This is a genomic window from Pedobacter aquatilis, assembly GCF_032678405.1.
In the GTDB taxonomy this organism is placed as follows: Bacteria; Bacteroidota; Bacteroidia; order Sphingobacteriales; family Sphingobacteriaceae; genus Pedobacter; species Pedobacter aquatilis_A.
On sequence record NZ_JAVTSJ010000002.1, the window covers coordinates 615,810 to 635,011 of the forward strand.

Annotated in this window: 17 protein-coding genes; 10 read left to right on the forward strand and 7 right to left on the reverse strand. The window is 38.3% G+C overall.

Features of this window, described 5'->3' with window-relative positions:
- Positions 1 to 11: 11 nt before the first annotated feature.
- Positions 12 to 1,889, reverse strand: coding sequence for a M1 family metallopeptidase (locus R2R71_RS08140; RefSeq protein ID WP_316830768.1), 1,878 nt, complete (start codon positions 1,887 to 1,889; stop codon positions 12 to 14).
- A gap of 277 nt (positions 1,890 to 2,166) precedes the next feature.
- Here R2R71_RS08140 and greA point away from each other — a divergent pair, with 277 nt between their 5' ends.
- Together greA and R2R71_RS08150 are read left to right on the forward strand one after the other, a co-directional pair.
- Positions 2,167 to 2,640 carry a transcription elongation factor GreA gene (gene greA, locus R2R71_RS08145; RefSeq protein ID WP_316830769.1) on the forward strand — a complete coding sequence of 158 codons (474 nt, stop codon included), beginning with the start codon at positions 2,167 to 2,169 and terminating at the stop codon, positions 2,638 to 2,640.
- Between the two features lie 86 nt (positions 2,641 to 2,726).
- The gene (locus R2R71_RS08150) at positions 2,727 to 3,125 is read left to right on the forward strand and encodes an HIT family protein (protein ID WP_316830770.1); all 399 of its coding nucleotides are present in this window, start codon (positions 2,727 to 2,729) and stop codon (positions 3,123 to 3,125) included.
- Between the two features lie 65 nt (positions 3,126 to 3,190).
- On the opposite strand, the gene R2R71_RS08155 is transcribed toward R2R71_RS08150, so the two are convergent.
- Positions 3,191 to 4,039 (reverse strand): hypothetical protein, encoded by an 849-nt coding sequence (locus R2R71_RS08155; RefSeq protein ID WP_316830771.1) that lies wholly within the window; start codon positions 4,037 to 4,039, stop codon positions 3,191 to 3,193.
- Positions 4,040 to 4,214: 175 nt separating this feature from the next.
- Between R2R71_RS08155 and R2R71_RS08160 the strand changes: the two genes are divergently transcribed.
- Both R2R71_RS08160 and R2R71_RS08165 read left to right on the forward strand, forming a co-directional pair.
- On the forward strand, positions 4,215 to 4,838 hold the full coding sequence (locus R2R71_RS08160) for a sigma-70 family RNA polymerase sigma factor (protein WP_316830772.1): 624 nt from the start codon (positions 4,215 to 4,217) through the stop codon (positions 4,836 to 4,838).
- A complete protein-coding gene (locus R2R71_RS08165; RefSeq protein WP_316830773.1) occupies positions 4,835 to 6,028 on the forward strand; it encodes a hypothetical protein in 1,194 nt (397 codons plus the stop codon). Before R2R71_RS08160 ends, R2R71_RS08165 begins: the two co-directional genes overlap by 4 nt.
- Here R2R71_RS08165 and R2R71_RS08170 read toward each other — a convergent pair.
- From R2R71_RS08170 to R2R71_RS08180, 3 genes are all read right to left on the reverse strand, one after another.
- Complete coding sequence (locus tag R2R71_RS08170) at positions 6,025 to 6,912, reverse strand: pirin family protein (protein WP_316830774.1); 888 nt, start codon at positions 6,910 to 6,912, stop codon at positions 6,025 to 6,027. The genes R2R71_RS08165 and R2R71_RS08170 overlap by 4 nt on opposite strands.
- Positions 6,913 to 7,047: 135 nt before the next feature.
- On the reverse strand, positions 7,048 to 8,148 hold the full coding sequence (locus tag R2R71_RS08175; protein WP_316830775.1) for an NADH:flavin oxidoreductase: 1,101 nt from the start codon (positions 8,146 to 8,148) through the stop codon (positions 7,048 to 7,050).
- An 11-nt stretch (positions 8,149 to 8,159) separates the two neighbouring features.
- Complete coding sequence (locus R2R71_RS08180) at positions 8,160 to 8,462, reverse strand: helix-turn-helix transcriptional regulator (RefSeq protein WP_316830776.1); 303 nt, start codon at positions 8,460 to 8,462, stop codon at positions 8,160 to 8,162.
- 173 nt (positions 8,463 to 8,635) lie between these two features.
- Here R2R71_RS08180 and R2R71_RS08185 point away from each other — a divergent pair, with 173 nt between their 5' ends.
- The 6 genes from R2R71_RS08185 (at position 8,636) to R2R71_RS08210 (ending at position 18,005) form a co-directional block, all read left to right on the forward strand.
- Complete coding sequence (locus tag R2R71_RS08185) at positions 8,636 to 9,214, forward strand: RNA polymerase sigma-70 factor (RefSeq protein WP_316830777.1); 579 nt, start codon at positions 8,636 to 8,638, stop codon at positions 9,212 to 9,214.
- A gap of 153 nt (positions 9,215 to 9,367) precedes the next feature.
- Complete coding sequence (locus R2R71_RS08190; protein ID WP_316830778.1) at positions 9,368 to 10,540, forward strand: FecR family protein; 1,173 nt, start codon at positions 9,368 to 9,370, stop codon at positions 10,538 to 10,540.
- A 215-nt stretch (positions 10,541 to 10,755) separates the two neighbouring features.
- Positions 10,756 to 14,112 carry a TonB-dependent receptor gene (locus tag R2R71_RS08195; RefSeq protein ID WP_316830779.1) on the forward strand — a complete coding sequence of 1,119 codons (3,357 nt, stop codon included), beginning with the start codon at positions 10,756 to 10,758 and terminating at the stop codon, positions 14,110 to 14,112.
- A 12-nt stretch (positions 14,113 to 14,124) separates the two neighbouring features.
- A complete protein-coding gene (locus tag R2R71_RS08200; protein WP_316830780.1) occupies positions 14,125 to 15,633 on the forward strand; it encodes a RagB/SusD family nutrient uptake outer membrane protein in 1,509 nt (502 codons plus the stop codon).
- A gap of 11 nt (positions 15,634 to 15,644) precedes the next feature.
- Complete coding sequence (locus tag R2R71_RS08205; RefSeq protein WP_316830781.1) at positions 15,645 to 17,066, forward strand: PKD domain-containing protein; 1,422 nt, start codon at positions 15,645 to 15,647, stop codon at positions 17,064 to 17,066.
- 54 nt (positions 17,067 to 17,120) lie between these two features.
- Positions 17,121 to 18,005 carry a glycoside hydrolase family 16 protein gene (locus R2R71_RS08210; RefSeq protein WP_316830782.1) on the forward strand — a complete coding sequence of 295 codons (885 nt, stop codon included), beginning with the start codon at positions 17,121 to 17,123 and terminating at the stop codon, positions 18,003 to 18,005.
- Between the two features lie 188 nt (positions 18,006 to 18,193).
- On the opposite strand, the gene R2R71_RS08215 is transcribed toward R2R71_RS08210, so the two are convergent.
- Both R2R71_RS08215 and R2R71_RS08220 read right to left on the reverse strand, forming a co-directional pair.
- On the reverse strand, positions 18,194 to 18,643 hold the full coding sequence (locus tag R2R71_RS08215) for a hypothetical protein (protein WP_316830783.1): 450 nt from the start codon (positions 18,641 to 18,643) through the stop codon (positions 18,194 to 18,196).
- Positions 18,644 to 18,717: 74 nt separating this feature from the next.
- Complete coding sequence (locus R2R71_RS08220) at positions 18,718 to 19,113, reverse strand: helix-turn-helix domain-containing protein (RefSeq protein ID WP_316830784.1); 396 nt, start codon at positions 19,111 to 19,113, stop codon at positions 18,718 to 18,720.
- Positions 19,114 to 19,202: the final 89 nt, after the last annotated feature.

The following is a 19,202-nucleotide window of genomic DNA, read 5'->3' on the forward strand; positions in this document are numbered from 1 at the left end:
CAAAAAAAGAATTATTTTACTTCATAAACATTATCCGAAGGTGTAGCATCTAGAAATATACCACCATCCAGCTTAATCGATTTTATCTTTCTGTTAGTGTTAATCGTCATAGTCATTTCCTTTTGGTTTGTCTTCCAAACCGCAGGTGTTTTGTGTATAGTTTCTGTTTTACCTTCAGTATCGGTAATCAGGATATCAAAAGGAATTGCAAAACCACCTTCGTTTTTAATTACAAAACTTGCTTTTCCTGTTGAAATCTGTGGTTTACTAATAACCAAATCGATGTAATTATTGGTAAAGAACCAGTTCTGGAAAAACCAGTTTAAATTCTGGCCTGCGCCCGTATTCATTGAATTGAAATAATCCCATGGGATAGGATGTTTGCCGTTCCAGTTATCCATATAATGGTGAAGGGCTTTCTTAAATAAATCATCGCCCAGCATATCTTTTAGTGCAAGGTAAGATAAGGAGGCTTTACCGTACGAATTATTGCCATACCCTGAACCTGAAACCTGATCCGACATTGAGATAATTGGCTGGTCTTCTTCGGCCGATTTATCATTAATATAGCGCTGAACCCTAAATGCCTTATAAAATTTATCCGCAGCTTCTTTGCCATGCTCGGCAATGCCGATTAAATATTCAAGCGTTGTTGCCCAACCTTCGTCCATGTAGGCATAACGGGTTTCGTTAATACCCATGTAAAAAGGAAAATATGTGTGTGCCACTTCATGGTCTTGAACCAATTGTGCAAAAACAGGATCACCGGTGTCAGAATCGTTAACCATCATAGGATATTCCATATCTGCGAAACCCTGAAAGGCTGTCATTTTCGAAAATGGGTAAGGAACACCTGGCCAGTTATTTGAAAACCAGTTAAGTGCGTACAGGTTGTTTTTTACGGAATTAGGGAAATCTTTCGAATTAACATTATAAGCAGCCTGCGTACTTACTCTTCTGTTTGCTTTTGAATCTACAACAACACTTGCCGCATCCCACAAATAAGTGCTGCTTAAACCAAAACACACATCTGTAATATGATTAGCTGTAAATTTCCAGGTATTCCAATCTTTCTGTAAGGTAACTTTACCTGCTTTCAATTCCTGTTCGTTGGCAATGTGCTGAATTTCATCTGAGATATATGATTTTTTTAATCTTGCAGCAATTTCGGGTTGTAAAACTTCGTCGGGATTTAGTAAATCGCCCGTGGCATAAACCACAAAGTTTTTAGGTGCTTTAACAGAGAAATTATAATCGTTAAAATCATTATAAAACTCGCCCCTGTCAGTGTGTGGAATTCTGTCCCATCCGTTATAATCATCATAAACAGAAATACGCGGATAGCTGTAAGCAACATAAAAGGTAGTTGCATCAATTTGTCCTTCGCGGCCACTTTGTTTTGATAAAGGATAATCCCAATCTATCTTAACTGTAATTTTAGCTTTCGGAGCCAGTGGTTTTTTTAGCCTTACGTTGCCCACGGTACCCCAATCTTTAGTATTAACGGCAATGGTTTCGCCGTCAACAGCAAAAGCTGATATGTTTAAACCTGCACTTAGAAAATCTTCACTTACATTTCCACTTCTCGGTGATGTAGGTTTATGTAAATTATTAACAAAGCGTATGGCCAGTGTTTTTAGTGTGTCGTTACTGTTATTGCTATAAATAATTTCTTCCGTTCCAATAACTATTTTCGTATTGGCATCTACTTTAATATCCATGTTGTATTTGCCATGGTTTTGCCAATAATTGGGGCCAGGTTTTCCGCTCACTGAGCGTGTACCTTTTGCATATGCTGCTTTAATGTTTCTGGGCATATAAAGTTCCTGGGCCGAAACCATAGTGCTTCCCAGGTAAGCCAAAAGGGCCAAAGAGAATAACTTTTTCATTTTTCTGAATAATTTTGACTAAGCTAAAAATAATGGACGAATTTTAGATGAATATAATTTCCCGTGTAAGTGGCAGAAAAACGAGGAATTAATTTTTAGCATCAATAGATAAGTGTGCATTAGAACAATCCAAATGCTTAAAACATAAAAATCCTGGCTATTTATTTGCTTTTGTAATTTCAGCATTTTATCTTCGTTATAATTGAAGCAAGACTATGTAGGAAACCACCTATGTAGTCTTGTTTGTTTTTTATAGGACTAAAGAAAGAAACGAGCTATGGCAGAGATTACCTATTATACCAAAGAAGGTTTAGAAAAACTTAAAGAAGAATTACATTATTTAAAAACTGAAGGGCGTTCATCTATTGCAAAAGCAATTGCTGAAGCTCGTGATAAAGGCGATTTATCTGAAAACGCCGAATATGATGCAGCTAAAGAAGCACAAGGTTTACATGAAGCTAAAATTGCTAAATTAGAAGATACACTTGCGCATTCGCGTCTGCTTGATGAATCAAAGCTTGATGTTACCAAAGTGTTGGCCTTATCAATCGTTAAAATTAAAAACGTAAAAAATAATGCAACCATGACTTATCAACTTGTTGCAGAAAGCGAAGCCGATTTGAAAACCGGAAAAATTTCAGTTAAATCACCAATTGCACAAGGTTTACTGGGTAAATCGGTTGGCGAATTTGCCGAAATTGAAGTGCCCGCAGGTAAAATGCAGTTCGAAGTTTTGGAAATCTCGAGATAAGGTATAAGGCGGAGGATTTAAGACGTAACGTCATCACTCCGCTATTAAAACCATCAATCTTCACACCTTTAACCTTCTACCTATTTATGACTATCTTTTCAAAAATTGTTGCCGGCGAAATTAGCGCACATGTTGTTGCCGAAACTGTAGAATATTTAGCTTTCTTAGATGTTCAGCCGTTAACGGCAGGCCATGTACTGGTGATTCCAAAAGTTGAGAGAGATTATATTTTCGACCTGGAGGAGGATCTTTACGTTGGCTTATGGATGTTTGCTAAAATTGTGGCTAAAGGTGTTAAAGCTGCTTTCCCCTGCAAAAAGGTTGGTGTTTCGGTAATTGGCCTGGAAGTACCACATGCACATATTCACCTTATTCCCATGAATAGCGTTAGCGACATGAATTTTGCCAAGGAAAAGCTAAAGCCAACACAGGAGGAGCTTGCTGAAGCTGCTGAAAAAATAAAACAGGCTTTATTACAGGAATAATAAAAAAAGCCGACTAACATTACATCAGCCGGCTCATCTACCCTGTCGTTCAACTCATGGTATCTTTATGGTGTAGCTGAAGGTGCAACCGTTGTTGCAGCATTAAGCATTGGCCAGTAACCTGGTGCCGGGCCCACACTTGAACCCTTGTTATCACCCCGTTTAGTATCTTGTCCAAAGTAATATAGCGGCCAGCCTTTGTAAGTAAGTTGTTTTTTGCCAAAAACATCAATTGTAGCTATCATATCTTTTGTGATAATGGAAGGCAGGCTTTTTAAATCTGCTTCAAAAACCGGCCAGATAGTATTATTACTTAAATCAGCTTTTGTAAACGTATTTTTATTGTTTTTATCTGGCGAAAAGGCGTAAAGTGCTCTTCCGTTTCCATCAGTAAGGTATTTCGTTAATCCTGTGCCTTCCGCATATGTACTGGTGTAAAGTTTTCCATTTAATCCAGTCATTTGTGCATTGGCAAGCATTAATGAATAATCGGGTTTCGCAACAAACCAAATGCCGCCAACGCCATCACCTTTAATATCGCCTGTAGCGGCATCGCTCTGATAATAGTAAAGTGGATAACCTTTGTAGGTACTTTGTTTACGGCCATCAGCCCTGGTAATTTCACCAACTTCGGCAGGGTTAACATTTAAATCAGTACTGATATCTGCTGAGTAATATAGTGGCCAAACGGTTTCACATCCTCCGGTACAGGTGGGTACTCCTGCAACGTCATTAGCGAACATGTATAAGGTTTTTCCCGAATTATCGGTAATTATGGTTCCAAATTTCGCATCAGTGGCAAGCTGGATTCCCTTTTTGGGAACAGTATTGTCGGTACTCTTTTTACAAGACGATGCGATTGCTAATGCCATGCACAGCACGGCGGTTAGATTTCTTTTAAAGTAGATTAGCATAACGATTTTGTTTAATGTTTTAGTTTTTACTGTTACGCCAGCCATTATCAAAAGGTTGCCCAGCAAGCTTACCTTTTTTCGAAAAAATAAATTCTGCTTATCTGAAAAAAAAAATATTAATTTAAGGCAACCTTTTATTTTTTTAACCGTATAGTGTTTTAAGAAAGGAGAATTAGTGGCCCCTATCCGCAATACTGAACATGCTATAGAAAGTTACATAAACAGCTGCATTAGAAATGAAAGAGATGGACAACAGGCTATCTACAAACATTTCTATGGCTTTGCCATGGGCATTTGTTTGCGTTATGCCAGCGACAGGCTGGATGCTGCGGGGATACTAAATGACGGGTTTTTTAAAGTGTTTAAAAATATTGATAAATACGAACAAGGTAAGCCATTCAAGGCATGGCTTGGGCGTATAATAACCAATACTGCTATTGATTATTACAGGGCTAATTTAAAATTTGCAGACCACCTGGATATTACAGAACATGATGAAATTATTCAGGAACAATCGGTATATTCAAAATTGGCTTACGAAGATTTACTAGCGCTTATTCAAAAGTTAACGCCTGCCTACCGAACGGTTTTTAACCTCTTTGCAATAGATGGTTATTCGCATGAGGAAATTTCAGAAATGCTTTCTATTTCTGTGGGAACCTCGAAATCAAATTTATTTAAGGCCCGTCAAAAACTTCAGGACATGCTAAAGCCGCCTGTTGAAAATGCTTATGAAAGAAAAATGGTTGCATTTGATGCCAGCCATGTGAGGGTGAATTTTAATACAAACACAAAATGAAAAAAGGGAAAGATATAGATAGTTTGTTTAGAGAAGGATTGGAGCATCCCGATATTCCATTCAACGAAGCCCATTGGGAAGCGCTGGAGGAACGCTTACATCCAAAACCAAAGCGCAGGATTGCACCTTTAATCTGGTTTACGGCATTGAGCGGTGTTGCTGCAATGTTAGTAATCGCATTTTTCTTGCTAAAACCTAATGCGCAGAAACCGAACGATAATGCTGCTATAAAAAATAAAATAGAGCAGAAGCAGAATGTTAAACCTAATGCTGATAATAAAGTAAAGGACGAGGTAACCGAAGCGGGAGGAAAAAGAGAGAGCCTGGATAAAAAAGTAGCTTTAGCTGAAGCAATAAAACCTCAAGCAAATCACTTTGTACCAAATGAATTGATGAAAACAGCTGAAACAGGTAACGTAATTGCACCAGAATTAGCTAAAAATAATAATCAACTTGCAGCTAGCCTGCTCGCTACGAACACAAAATTATCAATAGAAAATATTAGTCAGGAGGCTGTTTTCAATACTCCAAAAAACACTGCCACAGATTTTGGTAAACCTAAAGAGAAGGTTATAGTTAAGAATTTGTCAGGTAAATCAAGGTTTGTATTAAGTATTCTGGCTGCGCCTGATTTAACTTCAGTTGAATATTCTGGCCGTAGTAATCTAAGTGGAAGCATTGGAGCTGAATTGACTTTTTCACTTACTAAGCGCTTGAGTGTTACCACAGGAGCGGCTTATGCAAAGAAAATTTATGAGTCTGATTTTAGTTTTTACAATCCCAATACCACTTATGTTTTTAAAGTCGAGCCATCAAACATCCATGCAAACTGCGATGTACTCGATATCCCATTGAATGTAAATTATAGAATTTTCGATGGCAATAGAAATTCGATAACGGTTAGTACGGGCTTATCTAGCTATTTGATGCTTAAAGAAAAGTATAACTACACTTATAATTCCAGTTATGCAGGACCAGCCAGTTACGAAGTGAGAAACCAAAACCAGCACTATCTGGGTGTGGCAAATATTGGTGTCGAATTTCAGCATAAAATAAACAGCAAACTGAGCGTTAGTGCCCGCCCTTTCATGAAACTCCCTTTAACCGATATCGGCTATGGAAATACCAAACTTTCATCAACAGGTGTTGCGGTTTCGGTAAATATGAATTTGTTTAAAAGGGTAAACTAAGGCTTTCTGATGCTTTGAACCGGCAATGGTACAAAATCTGTTTCTCCAGGTACTGGTTTAAAGCTTTGATTTAACCATTTAGTTTTTGCTTCTTCTATCAATTCTTTGTCTGATGAAACAAAGTTCCAGTAAATAAAACGCTCTTCAGGGAAAGGTTCTCCGCCGAAAATATAGACTGTTGTGTTTTCGTGCATTTCGAATTCGCAAAGCCTGGCGTTGTTAGCAATAAGAATGTGCTTAGGCTCAAAAATATTGCCTTCGCTTTCAATTACGCCTTCTAAAATATAAAGTGCACTTTCTCCAAACAAACCATCGCCGATATTTACCTTTTGTTTTGATTTACTTTTTATTTCGATAAAATAAAGCGGACTGTAAACAGGAACGGGCGACTTCTTACCCAGGGCTTCTCCGGCAATGAGTTTGAAACTTAATCCGTTTTCTTCCCAATGAGGTATATCTTCTGCTTCGACATGAAAAAACTCCGGCTCCATTTGCTCCAAAGCTTTAGGTAAAGCTACCCAGATTTGTAAGCCATGTAGCATTTTATCGCTCTGTCTTAAATATTCAGGTGTTCTTTCCGAGTGAACAATACCACTACCGGAAGTCATCCAGTTAACTTGGCCGGGTTTTATTACAACATTACTGCCCAAGCTATCTTTATGGGTGATTTCCCCTTCGAATAAAAAGGTAAGTGTTGATAAACCGATATGTGGATGTGGTGGAACATCAAGGTTTTCGTGATCGTTTAGCGCCGCCGGCCCCATGTGGTCGATAAATGAAAATGGACCAACCATCCGTTTTTCCCTGAAAGGTAACAATCTTCCAACCATGAAATTGCCAATACTGGCCGGGCGTTCATCAATAATCAATTTTATATTCGACATGTAGTTTCTCGTTTGATGAGGTGAATTTAAGAAAACTCCATAAAAAAATCGTCATTGCAAGATACAATTGCTTTCCTGATTTGCCGGAATTAAATTGTGTCTGACAATGACGAAATCTAAAAAAGCAATAATGGCTTACACCAATTCCGCCAGTGCTTCTTTACTGAAGCCTTTCAGCTCTTCAGTGCGGTTGTTTTTGATTTTTTCAACCCAATGCGAATCAGCTAAGAGCGGACGACCAACGGCAACTAAATCGAAATCACCCCTGTCCATTCTGCGAACCAATTCATCAAGTGAACTTGGCTGAGAACTCTGGCCCGCAAATGCACCAAAGAAATCACCGTCCAAACCAACTGAACCTACGGAAATAGTTGCTTTTCCGGTTAATTTTTTTGCCCAACCGGCAAAGTTTAAGTCTGAGCCTTCAAATTCTGGTTCCCAGAAACGGCGTTGCGAACAATGAAAAATATCAATTCCGGCATCAGCCAAGGGCGTTAGCCACTGTTCCATTTCCTGCTCAGTTTTAGCCAATTTAAAATCGTATGCAGCAGGTTTAAATTGCGAAAGACGAATAATTAAGGCAAAATCTTCACCAACTCTTTTACGTACTTCTTTAATAACTTCTACACCAAAACGGGTACGCTCTGCAAGTGTTTTTCCGCCGTAAATATCCTTACGGTTATTCGTTGCATCCCAAAAAAACTGGTCAATCAGGTATTGGTGTGCACCGTGAATTTCTACCGTGTCAAAGCCTAAGGCCTTGGCATCTGCTGCTGCCTGGCCAAAAGCTGCAATCGTATCTGCAATTGCAGCATCTGTCATGGCTACACCATTCTCAAAACCCGGACTGTTAAAGCTTGAAGGCCCTTCGAATGGAGCAGATGGCAACCAGCCTGAAGCATGATTGGCATGAATACCCTGGTGCCAGATTTGTGGCCCCATTTGCCCGCCTTTCGCATGAACATCATTTATTACTTTTTGCCAGCCAGCTAATGCCTTTTCACCGTAAAAATGTGGGATATTAGGATCGGCTGATGATGAAGGTCGGTTAATTACGGTTCCTTCTGATAAGATTAAGCCTACTTCTCCGACTGCTCTCTTAGCGTAATATTCGGCAACAGCTGTAGTCGGTACACCCTCAGGTGAAAACGAACGTGTCATTGGAGCCATTACAATTCTGTTTTTTGTATTTAATGTTTTCAGCGCAAATGGTCTGAATAAACTATCTGTGTTCATATTTTTATGATTTATAATTCGGAATGAATGATTTTACTTAGCTGTTCAATACCTTCTTTATTACGCTTGTAGTAAGTCCACTGCCCAACACGGGTGGCGCAGACTAAATCAGCACGTTGTAAAATTGAAAGGTATTCGGAAATGGTACTTTGCGATAAACCTGCCTTAATTTGTATTTGCCCCACGCAAACACCAATGTTTTCGAAGTCGGCATTTGGTTGGTCGGGAAAATGTGTTGCAGGGGTTTTAAGCCAGTTTAATATTTGTAAACGGGTTTTGTTTGAGAGTGCTTTAAAGATTTCTACCTGATCCATGAACAAATGTATATCGACTTTTCCCGATATGCCAATATTTCTTTTAAAGATTACAATAGGATGTAAAACAGTGTAATAAACGTTTGTAAAACGTTTTAAATAATTTTGTTATCAAAAAAAATGTTAGGATTTAACTTAAACTAATGCTTACATTCGTTTAATCATTCTAACCAATGTCTAACTACGATTCATTAACTGACAACGAACTACTCGGTCTAATTCAGTCTGGAGATAGGTATGCTTTTGAAGAAATTTACGAGCGTTTTAATGGTTTGTTATATGTTTATGCGTGTAAACTGGTTTCTGATAAGGAAGATGCGAGGGATATAGTTCAGGAAATTTTTGTCTATCTGTGGAGCAATCCGGATATTAAAATCAAATCCCAATTATCGGCTTACTTATATACCGCAGTACGGTATAAAGTGTTCGATTGGCTGGATAAAAATAAATCAAAATCGAATTATTTACAATCGCTCGAAAGCTTTATTGACCAAGGTGATTGCATAACTGATAATTATATCCGCGAAAAAGAATTTGCACAGATTATTGAAAAAGAAGTTAGCCTGCTACCGGCAAAAATGCGGCAAATTTTCGAAATGAGCAGACAACAACACCTTTCGCAAAAAGAAATAGCCGAAATTCTGCACCTGTCTGATAAAACCGTTAAAAAGCAAATGAGCAACGCCTTAAAAGTGCTGCGCTTAAAACTAACATCATTTATATCGCTTGCCATCATTTTATTAATCCGCTAATCTTTTTCTTAAGACTGATCGTGTTTATTTTTTTAATTTTATTTTTATTGTAAATCAACAAGATACGATAAATTTTAAAAATATTTTTACAACATCTACTACCTCAGTACTACTTAACCTACATGTATTTAATTAGCCAAATATATTGTAGTGATGAATAAACCTGAAGTTGAAAAACTTTTAGAGAAATACAGAGCTGGACTTTGTACGGAGCAGGAAAAAGCTTTGGTAGAGTCGTGGCATCTTTCCGAACTCGAATCAAAAATATCTGATTTAAAACACGAAGACATTATTGATGCCAGAAATCAGATCTGGCAGGCTATAGAAGAACAAACTGAGCTTAAGTCGAAATTCAAATATTCTTTATGGTTAAAAGTTGCTGCTGCAGCGGTTGTATTATTTTTCATTGGTTTTGTTGTTAAAAATCAAATTGAAAGACAATTTACTGCACAAAGTTTAAGCAACAATAAACAGAATGTTATTAAGCCAGGAGGTAATAAGGCAACGCTTACTTTGGCAGATGGCTCCAAAATTTCTTTAACTGATGCAACAAATGGCGTTATTGCCAAGCAAGCTGGTATTAACATTACCAAAACAAAAAATGGCGAATTAATTTATACCATTGTTTCAACATCAGCAACTAAAGCCAAAAACTCATTTAATACGATAGAAACCCCTAGAGGCGGACAATACCAGGTTAATTTACCCGATGGTACCAGTGTTTGGTTAAATGCAGAGTCTTCTTTGAGGTATCCAACAACTTTTAATAGCGAGGAAAGAATTGTGGCGTTAAAAGGCGAAGCCTATTTCGAAGTAGCTAAATTATCAAACAGAAAAGGTAGCCGGGTTCCATTTAAGGTAAATAGTGAAATCGCTGCTGGAAGAAACCAGCAGGTTGAGGTTTTAGGTACACACTTTAATATTAATGCCTATGCTGATGAACCTACCAACAAGACAACACTGCTTGAAGGAAGTGTCAGGATTTTAAACCTTAATTCTTTAGCGTCAAGTCTGTTAAAGCCGGGTCAGCAATCGGTTATTTCAGCATCATCGCCTTCTGTTTTGGTAAGGAATGTTGATGCTGAAGATGCGGTTACCTGGAAAGACGGCTTTTTCAGTTTCAATGATGAGAATTTACAAACCATTATGAATAAAATTTCCCGTTGGTACAATGTAGATATTACCTATCGAGATGCCAAAATGGATAAGCTTTTTGGTGGTAGGATTTCGAGATTCAACAGTGTAAATGAAGTTCTGGAAACCTTACAGGCTACTGGAGATGTTCATTTTAAAATTGAAGAAAGGAGGATTTTAGTTATGCCATAACGTATACTTTCTTCATCCTTAGCGATGATTTCAGGATATAGCTTAACTAAAAAAAACCGGAAGCGCGGCAACGCTCCCGGCATAAATTAAGGCTTTATTCTAATCGTAAAATTTTGTGAGATACAACTATTCTAAACCTAATAACCAAATATATGAATTTTTATACTGAATGGTTGCCCAACCCAAAGGGCCGACTATCTAAATTATTGTTGATTATGAAATTGACATTTGTCTTATTAATCACCACGTTTCTTCAAATCAGTTATGCTGCCAAAGCGCAGAATGTAACGCTTTCTGAAAAAAACACAGCATTGCTAAAGGTTTTTCGCAAGTTAAACAAAAGTATAGGCTATAGCTTTCTATATAATACGGAGCTTTTAAAAGAGGCTAAACCCGTAACCATTGATATTAAAAATACAGATATCAAAGAGGCATTAAGACAGATTTTTAGCGAACAGCCGCTTGGATATACCATAAAAAATAATACAATTATCATCCACAGGAAATCGGTGGATGGTTCGCCTTTGCTTTTACGTGCTTACGCAGATGTAAGAGGTAAGGTTGTTGATGAAACCGGGGCACCAATGGCTGGTGCAAGCGTAAAAGTTAAAGGTTCTAATCAGGGAACAATAACTGATGCACAGGGTTCATTTATTTTAAAAACTGTTGAAGAAAATGCAATTCTTGTAGTTTCTTTTATTGGTTACGAAAACAAAGAGGTTAGTGCAACCTCAAACGGCGATTTAACTATTCAGCTTGCACCGCAGGCAGGTGTACTTGCCGATGCAGTTGTTATTGGTTATGGAACACAAAAGAAAAGTGTGGTAACCGGTGCAATTTCGCAGGTTAAAGCAACCGATTTAGAAAACATGCCGGTTGTACGTGTGGAACAATCTTTACAAGGCCGTACTTCTGGTTTAACAATCACAACTGCATCTGGTCAGCCAGGTGAGGGTGCAACGTTACGTATCCGTGGTACAACTTCAATTAACAATAGTGAAGCTTTATACATCGTTGATGGTGTGCAGGTTGGTGGTGGTATCGATTACCTGAACCAGGCTGATATCGAATCTATTGAAGTGTTAAAAGATGCTGCTTCGGGTGCAATTTACGGTGCCAGAGCTGCTAATGGTGTTATCATTATTACCACTAAAAAAGGTAGCAGAAACGGCAGAATGGCTGTTAATTATAATACTTATTTAGGAACACAGGCACCATCAAGAAAATTAAACTTATTAAACGCTACACAGTACGCTACAATTTATAACGAAGCTGAATATGCAAAAACACCTGGTTTAACTACGCCAAGATTTCCAAATCCTGCTGCCTTAGGTGTTGGAACAGACTGGCAAGCCGCTGTATTTAATAACGATGCAAGAATTCAAAATCACGAGTTGAGCATTAGTGGCGGAGGTGATAAATCTACTTACTACAGTTCATTCGGTTATTTCGACCAGGAAGGTATTGTTGCAACAAGTAATTCACAATACAAAAGATTTACTGCCCGTTTTAACTCAGAACATCAGATAACCAAAGCGATTAAATTCGGACAAACCATTGGTTATACCCGTACAAATTCAGTTGGTGTTGGTACAAATACAGAGTATGGCTCACCTTTAAACAGGGCAATTAACATCGACCCGATTACGCCGTTTGTAGAAACAGATCCTGCAAAATACGGGGCTGCTCCATATATCGGAAACCCTGTGGTTAGAAATGAAGCTGGTTTCCCTTATGGAATTTCGCAATATGCGCAATCAGAAATTTTGAATCCGGTTGCAGCTTTACAGGTTGCACAGGGTAATGGCTGGTCGGATAAAGTAGTTGCGAATGCTTTTGTCGAAGCAGAAATTATCAAAGGCTTAAAAGTGAGGTCGCAAGGTGGTGTAGATTTAGCTTTTTGGGGAAGTGAGGGTTTTACTCCGATTTACTACCTAAACTCTATTAACCAAACTACAATAACATCATATAACAGAAACTCGAACAGAGGGCTTTTCTATTCACTGGAAAATACCATCAGCTATAACAAGCAGATAGCGAAACATAATGTTACAGGTTTAATCGGTTATTCTTTCCAGAAGAACAGAGGTGAGACCCAGGGTGGAAGCAAAGATGGAATCCCAGTGAACAATATTAAAGACGCTTCATTACAATTTCCTGTTTCGAGAGCAAATGATGTGTTTTATGGTGGTGAGTATTTAAATACTTTAAATTCAGCTTTTGCCCGTTTAACTTATAACTACGATGAAAAATATCTTTTAACAGGTATTGTCCGCAGAGATGGTTCATCACGTTTTGGTCCTAACAATAAGTATGGTTATTTCCCTTCTGCATCAGTTGGATGGGTTGCCAGTAAAGAGGATTTCTTCCCTAAAAACAACTATGTAACCTTCTTAAAGTTCAGAGGATCTTATGGTGTTGTGGGTAATGATAATATCGGAGATTTCAGGTATCTATCTACCGTTAGTGGTGGTAGAAACTATACTTTAGGTACTTCAGCGGGTTTAAATAATGGTGTGAGTCCTGATGCTTTATCAAATCCGGATTTGAAATGGGAGCAAACTTCATCAACTGATATCGGTTTAGACATGAACCTTTTCGGCAACTTTACCTTAACTGCAGATTGGTACAAGAAGAAAACGACCGGTATGTTGTTACAAATTGCTGTTCCGGGTTATGTAGGTAATGCAGGGCCAATCGGTAACATCGCCGATTTATCGAACAAAGGTTTCGAGCTGGAATTGGGTTACACTAAACGTTTCGGAGACTTCTCTTTAAAAGTTAATGCAAATGGCGCATTCGTTAAAAATAACATCGATTTCTTAGGTGATGATAAAGAATACTTAGGCGGACAAACCGTTACGCCTCAGGCTTTGGAAATTACCCGTACAAAAGTTGGTCATGCAATTGGCTCTTTCTATGGCTACAGAAGCGATGGTTTATTCCAGAATCAGGCACAGATTAACAATTACAAAAGTGCAAGTGGTGCGCTTATTCAACCTAACGCTAAACCAGGTGATATTAAATTCATTGATTTAAATGGCGATGGACAAATTAATAACGATGACCGCGAAATCATAGGCGATCCAACTCCTGATTTTACTTACGGTATGACTGTGAACCTTGCTTACAAAGGATTCGATTTAGTTGTTCTTGGACAAGGTGTAGCCGGCAACCAGATTTTTAATGCTTTAAGAAGATTTGACTTACCTACAGCAAATTATACAACAGCAATTTTAAACAGATGGACAGGAGAAGGAACAAGTAATACCATCCCAAGGGTAACATTAGATGATACTAACCAGAACTACAGTCGCGTTTCGAGTATTTTCTTGGAAAGTGGTTCTTATTTCAGAATCAAGACTTTGCAGCTTGGTTATACACTTCCTAAAAATCTGGTTAAAAAAGCAGGTTTGGATAAGGTAAGATTCTATGTAATGGCAAATAACCTGGTAACATTTACAAAATACACAGGTTACGATCCGGAAATTGGTGGTGGAAGTTATGGTGTTGACCGTGGTTTTTATCCGCAGGCAAGAACATTTTTTGCCGGTTTAAATGTTGGTTTTTAATTATTGGAAAAGATGAACAATAAAAATCTTAAAAGCCTGATGGCAATAGTTGCTGTTATGGTTGTTTTTGTTTCGTGTAAGAAGGATTATTTAGAGCTAACGCCACGCGGAACAGCTCTTGAAGATAACTTTTACAAAAATGAAACGGAAGTTATGCAAGGTGTGATAGCCGTTTACGATGTTACACAGTGGGGTACTACTGGTGGTTACACCATGAAAATGCCATTACTAAGTGCTGCATCTGATGATTGTTTTGCAGGCGGTAGTAATGCATCCGATCAGCCTAACTGGGTGGCTTATGATAACTTTAACATGAACTCGAGCCTTGGCCCGCAAGTTGGTTTATGGAATAAAAATTTCTCGGGTATTAACCGGGCCAACGTTATTTTAAGTAAAATTGATAAGGCTACAACTTTAAGTGCGGCTTTTAAAACACGTGTAACTGCAGAAGTTAAATTTTTAAGGGCTTATTTCTATTTTGATTTGGTTAGATGGTTCGGAAATGTTCCTTTGATTACCAAAGTTTTAGAAACAAGTGAACTTTACACGCAGGTTCAGTCTACTCCGGCTCAGGTATATGCACAAATTGAAAAAGATTTGAGAGATGCCATCCCTGGTTTGCCACAAACAATTTCATCTGCAGAAAAAGGAAGAATATCACAAGGAGCGGCGAAAGCCCAGTTGGGTAAAGTTTTACTTTATCAGAATGATAATGCTAAAATGACTGAAGCGGCTACTTTATTTGAAGATATAAACCGTGTGGGTAATCCTTATGGTTATTCATTGCTTCCTAATTATGCTGATATCTTTAATCCTGCTAATAAATTCAACGCAGAATCGATTTTAGAAATTCCGCATTCAAATAATGCTGCCTGGACTGATTGGGGCTACATTAACGGCGGTGAAGGTAACGTTGGAACCCAGTTTGTTGGTATGGATAGCTACAATGGCGATACTTATTCAAGTGGATGGGGTTTCTGCCCGGTAACGCTTGATTTGGTAAATGTGATGAAAAACGACCCACGTTTTGCAGCAACAATTATTGATGGTGCAGCCTTAAAAGCTGCCGGTGCAACCTACAATGCCCGTTATCAAAACACTGATTATTTCATCAAAAAATATGCGCCTTTAAAAGCATTCCGTTCAGCGAGTGGTGTTGCAGAGCAAAACTGGCCAATTGATGAAATTGAGATTCGTTTAGCTGATACTTACTTAATGCAGGCCGAAGCTTTATTAAGATCAGGTGGTAGCGCAACCCGTGCAAAAGAATTACTTGATGCCGTTAGGGCAAGGGTAGGTTTAGCTTCTATTCCAGCTACGCTTGATAATGTTTACGCTGAGCGTAGATTGGAACTGGCAACCGAAGGACACCGTTTCTTTGATTTAGTGAGAACTGGGAAAGCAGTGGCTGTTCTGGGTTCACAGGGTTTTAAAGCTGGAAAAAGCGAATACCTGCCTATCCCTTTAAATGAAATTGAAGTTACCAAAGGTCTAATTAAACAAAATCCAGGTTATAATTAATCAGCATTGAAATGAAATTATTTAAAAACAAGATAAAAGTATCAATCTGGCTTAGTCTGGCTTTGATATTGAGTGTTATGGTTTCGTGTAAGAAAAGTGAAACCACAAAGGATATTGGTGTACCACCTACAGCGGCAGAAATTCAGTTTACTTCGACGCCAACTACCACCAATCCGAATATTGTAAACTTCAAAAGCCTTTATAATGGCATTAATGCCCATTGGGATTTTGGGAATGGTGCAACTGCCGATGGTAACGACGTACAGTCATCTTACCCGATTGCTGGTACCTATACCATTAAATTAACAGTACTTGCAGATGGTGGTTCTGTTTCTACAACCAAAACGATAACAATTGCAGCAACAAACACAAGTATGTTAAGCGATCCGGCTTATACTTTGCTTTCTGGTGGATTATCAAATGCTGCGGGTAAAACCTGGGTTATCGATCAAACACAACCAGGGCACTTAGGCGTTGGGCCAATAACTTCTCAGGCACCAGACTGGTATCAGGCAGGGCCGAATGAAAAAGCTGGCTTAGGTTTTTACGATGATGAAATGACCTTTGCGATGGGGGCTACTTCACTTAAATACACTTACGCAAACAACGGAACAACATTTGCAAACGCATCGAATGCTCCTGGTATTGGCGGGCCTACAGGCAGTAATGATCCAACGGTAAATTATACACCACCAACCAACTTAACCTGGATTTTGAATGATGTAAATGGTGTCAAATACATCAACTTAAGTAACAATGGATTTATTTCTTATTATTTAGGTGTTTCATCTTATCAGATTTTATCGCTTACAGCAGATGAAATGTGGTTAAGATGTGGCGATAAATCTAATGCCGGAAATGCCTGGTATTTAAAATTAATCAGAAAAGGTTATGTACGGCCAGTTGTTCCTCCTGTACAAAAACCAATTCAGGCTGCGAATTTATCTGACGATTTCCAATCTGCTACCGGCATGGCCTGGATTGCGGAAAACATGGATTTTAATAGAAACTATGATAACCCGGCAAGATTTCCTTTAAATACGTCATCAAAAGTGGCTTATTATGAGAAAAGAACCGGAAACGATGGTCAATATGGAAATATTAACATAACAATGCCTTATCGTTTTGATTTGGCAGCTAAGAATAAAGTGAGACTTAAAGTGTTTATTCCTGGCGGAAACGATTTCACCAAAGTTGCACCAACTGTTTCGGTAAAATTGCAGAATTCGCTTTTAGGTGGAAATGCATACACTACTCAAATTGAGATTGTAAAAACTATTACTGCTGCACAATACAATACCTGGGTACAGTTAGAGTTTGATTACTCAGCTTCTGCAAGCCAGACTTTGTATGATAAAATTGTTGTTCAGTTAGGTGGAGAAGGACATCCAAATCCCGGAATATTCTATATTGACGATTTCGAATTTAAATAGCAGAAATATGGCAGTTTGAAAAACGTTTTTCAAACTGCCCTTTTAATTTTAACAATGATGGATTCAGTGAAGTATTTTAAAAAAGAAATTTTTAGCGCTTTTATAGTTGTGGCTACGGCTCTGGCAGGATGTTCTAAAGGTTCTGGTGGCGTAGATGGTCCGGTATATGTACCGCCAGTGGTTACTGTACCTGTTGATAAAAACTGGAGTTTTGAAACAACACCAGCCTGGAGCGACGAATTTACAAATTCGGGAGCACCCTTACCGGCTAACTGGGATTATGATACAGGCGGTGGCGGCTGGGGTAATAACGAATTGGAATATTATACCAATACCACCAATAATGCCAGCGTAGCTAATGGTATCTTAACCATAACCGCTAAAAAGGAAAGTATGGGCGGAATGGGCTACACTTCATCGCGTATGGTGACACGGGGTAAGCTCGATGCGTTATATGGCCGTTTCGAAATTAAAGCAAAATTGCCGTCTGGTAAAGGTACCTGGCCGGCAATCTGGATGTTACCAACAGACAGAACGTACGGCGATTGGCCTAAATCAGGTGAAATTGATATCATGGAGCATGTAGGTTATGACCAGGATAATGTTCACTTCACCACGCATACCGAAGCTTATTATTTTAAGATAAATACACAAAAAACCATCACTAAAAAAATTGAAGGCGCAAGCACTGCTTTTCATCTTTATCGGGTAGATTGGACACCTTATGCCATCAGGGGATTCTATGATGGTGTTCAGGTATTCGAATTTGCCAATGAAGGAACAGGTTATAAAGTCTGGCCTTTCGATAAAAGATTTCACCTCCTTTTAAATGTCGCAGTTGGTGGCGATTGGGGTGGAGCACAAGGCGTAGATGATTCCATCTGGCCTCAAAAAATGGAAGTCGATTATGTTCGGTATTATAAAATGATCGATAAATAGGCTTCAGGTTAGTTTAATTGGGAGTCGTCTCTGATAAGGAGACGGCTTTTTTTATGGATAGCCTTGAGAAAAGTCCTAAAAAAGGAACGGGGATAAATCATACCGACCTATCCCCGTCATCTAAATTAACGCTCTCAAATATATAAACAACCAAAAAGGCGATTTATTATATATGCCTTAAAATATTTTTACTTTTTTGCTGCTGGCTTTTTCCCTGTGGCCTTCGGTTTCTTTTCCACCGCAGAGATTTCTTCAGTAACTTCTGCTTTTTTCTTAGCAGGAGCCTTGGTTTTTTTAACATCTATAGCCGATTCTTCCGTTACTACCACTTTTTTTGCAGCAACTTTTTTCTTCGGCTCAGCAATCACTTCTTCTTTAATTTCTTCAGCTTTAGGAGCATCAGCTTGTTGCAAATAATTAGCTAACACCTGTTTTAAATAAATTTCAGGCTTTGGCATGTTAATTACTGTTCCTGGCTCTTTATCTTGAGATTGTTTGATATAAGCTGATTTGATTTTCCCCCAATCTTTAGAATAAAGTCTGATAAACATCTCTACAAATTGTTCCTCAGTATATTTTTTAGGCAACCTACCCAATACTGCCTGAATTTTTTCTTCTTTTCTATGTAATACCGCCATTGCTTTTATTTTATGCAAAGATAGCCGATATTACAAATAATCATGTAATTCCCTTATTTAAACTTTGTTTACAATTAAGAGGCCTCTGCTTCTTCCAAAACATAATCAGCCTTTCTGTGCGTTACCAATCTTTCACGGTGTTGCATGCCCCAGTTTCTCAATTCATCAATTACTTTATCCAAAGTGGCGCTATATTCAGTAAGTTCATAAGTAACTGTTACCGGAGTTGTTGAGAAAACTTTACGTACCACAAATTCATTTAACTCTAATTCTTTCAGTTCCTTAGATAGGATTTTCGGTGTAATTTCTCCTAGTGATTTTTGGATTTCGTTAAAACGCATCGGACCATCCTTTAAACTTAAAATTAAAGGCAATTTCCACTTCCCATTTAAAACATAGAGTGCATCTTTCACCGCGTTTAAGCTGGCGCTGCAACTCTCTTTTGTATGATTTCCTTTTTTAAAAGACATAGCTCAAAGGTAATAGCTTTCATAAACGATACCGCTATCCTTTGGGAAAGTAGTATCCTTTTGATAGCAAAAGTAAATATGTTTGCAGC

Bases quoted from the DNA above. Each gene is read 5' to 3' on its own strand.
- R2R71_RS08140 (WP_316830768.1), bottom strand. From the start codon at position 1,889: ATGAAAAAGTTATTCTCTTTGGCCCTTTTGGCTTACCTGGGAAGCACT.
- greA (WP_316830769.1), top strand. From the start codon at position 2,167: ATGGCAGAGATTACCTATTATACCAAAGAAGGTTTAGAAAAACTTAAA.
- R2R71_RS08150 (WP_316830770.1), top strand. From the start codon at position 2,727: ATGACTATCTTTTCAAAAATTGTTGCCGGCGAAATTAGCGCACATGTT.
- R2R71_RS08155 (WP_316830771.1), bottom strand. From the start codon at position 4,039: ATGCTAATCTACTTTAAAAGAAATCTAACCGCCGTGCTGTGCATGGCA.
- R2R71_RS08165 (WP_316830773.1), top strand. From the start codon at position 4,835: ATGAAAAAAGGGAAAGATATAGATAGTTTGTTTAGAGAAGGATTGGAG.
- R2R71_RS08170 (WP_316830774.1), bottom strand. From the start codon at position 6,912: ATGTCGAATATAAAATTGATTATTGATGAACGCCCGGCCAGTATTGGC.
- R2R71_RS08175 (WP_316830775.1), bottom strand. From the start codon at position 8,148: ATGAACACAGATAGTTTATTCAGACCATTTGCGCTGAAAACATTAAAT.
- R2R71_RS08180 (WP_316830776.1), bottom strand. From the start codon at position 8,462: ATGGATCAGGTAGAAATCTTTAAAGCACTCTCAAACAAAACCCGTTTA.
- R2R71_RS08185 (WP_316830777.1), top strand. From the start codon at position 8,636: ATGTCTAACTACGATTCATTAACTGACAACGAACTACTCGGTCTAATT.
- R2R71_RS08190 (WP_316830778.1), top strand. From the start codon at position 9,368: ATGAATAAACCTGAAGTTGAAAAACTTTTAGAGAAATACAGAGCTGGA.
- R2R71_RS08195 (WP_316830779.1), top strand. From the start codon at position 10,756: ATGAAATTGACATTTGTCTTATTAATCACCACGTTTCTTCAAATCAGT.
- R2R71_RS08200 (WP_316830780.1), top strand. From the start codon at position 14,125: ATGAACAATAAAAATCTTAAAAGCCTGATGGCAATAGTTGCTGTTATG.
- R2R71_RS08205 (WP_316830781.1), top strand. From the start codon at position 15,645: ATGAAATTATTTAAAAACAAGATAAAAGTATCAATCTGGCTTAGTCTG.
- R2R71_RS08210 (WP_316830782.1), top strand. From the start codon at position 17,121: ATGATGGATTCAGTGAAGTATTTTAAAAAAGAAATTTTTAGCGCTTTT.
- R2R71_RS08215 (WP_316830783.1), bottom strand. From the start codon at position 18,643: ATGGCGGTATTACATAGAAAAGAAGAAAAAATTCAGGCAGTATTGGGT.
- R2R71_RS08220 (WP_316830784.1), bottom strand. From the start codon at position 19,113: ATGTCTTTTAAAAAAGGAAATCATACAAAAGAGAGTTGCAGCGCCAGC.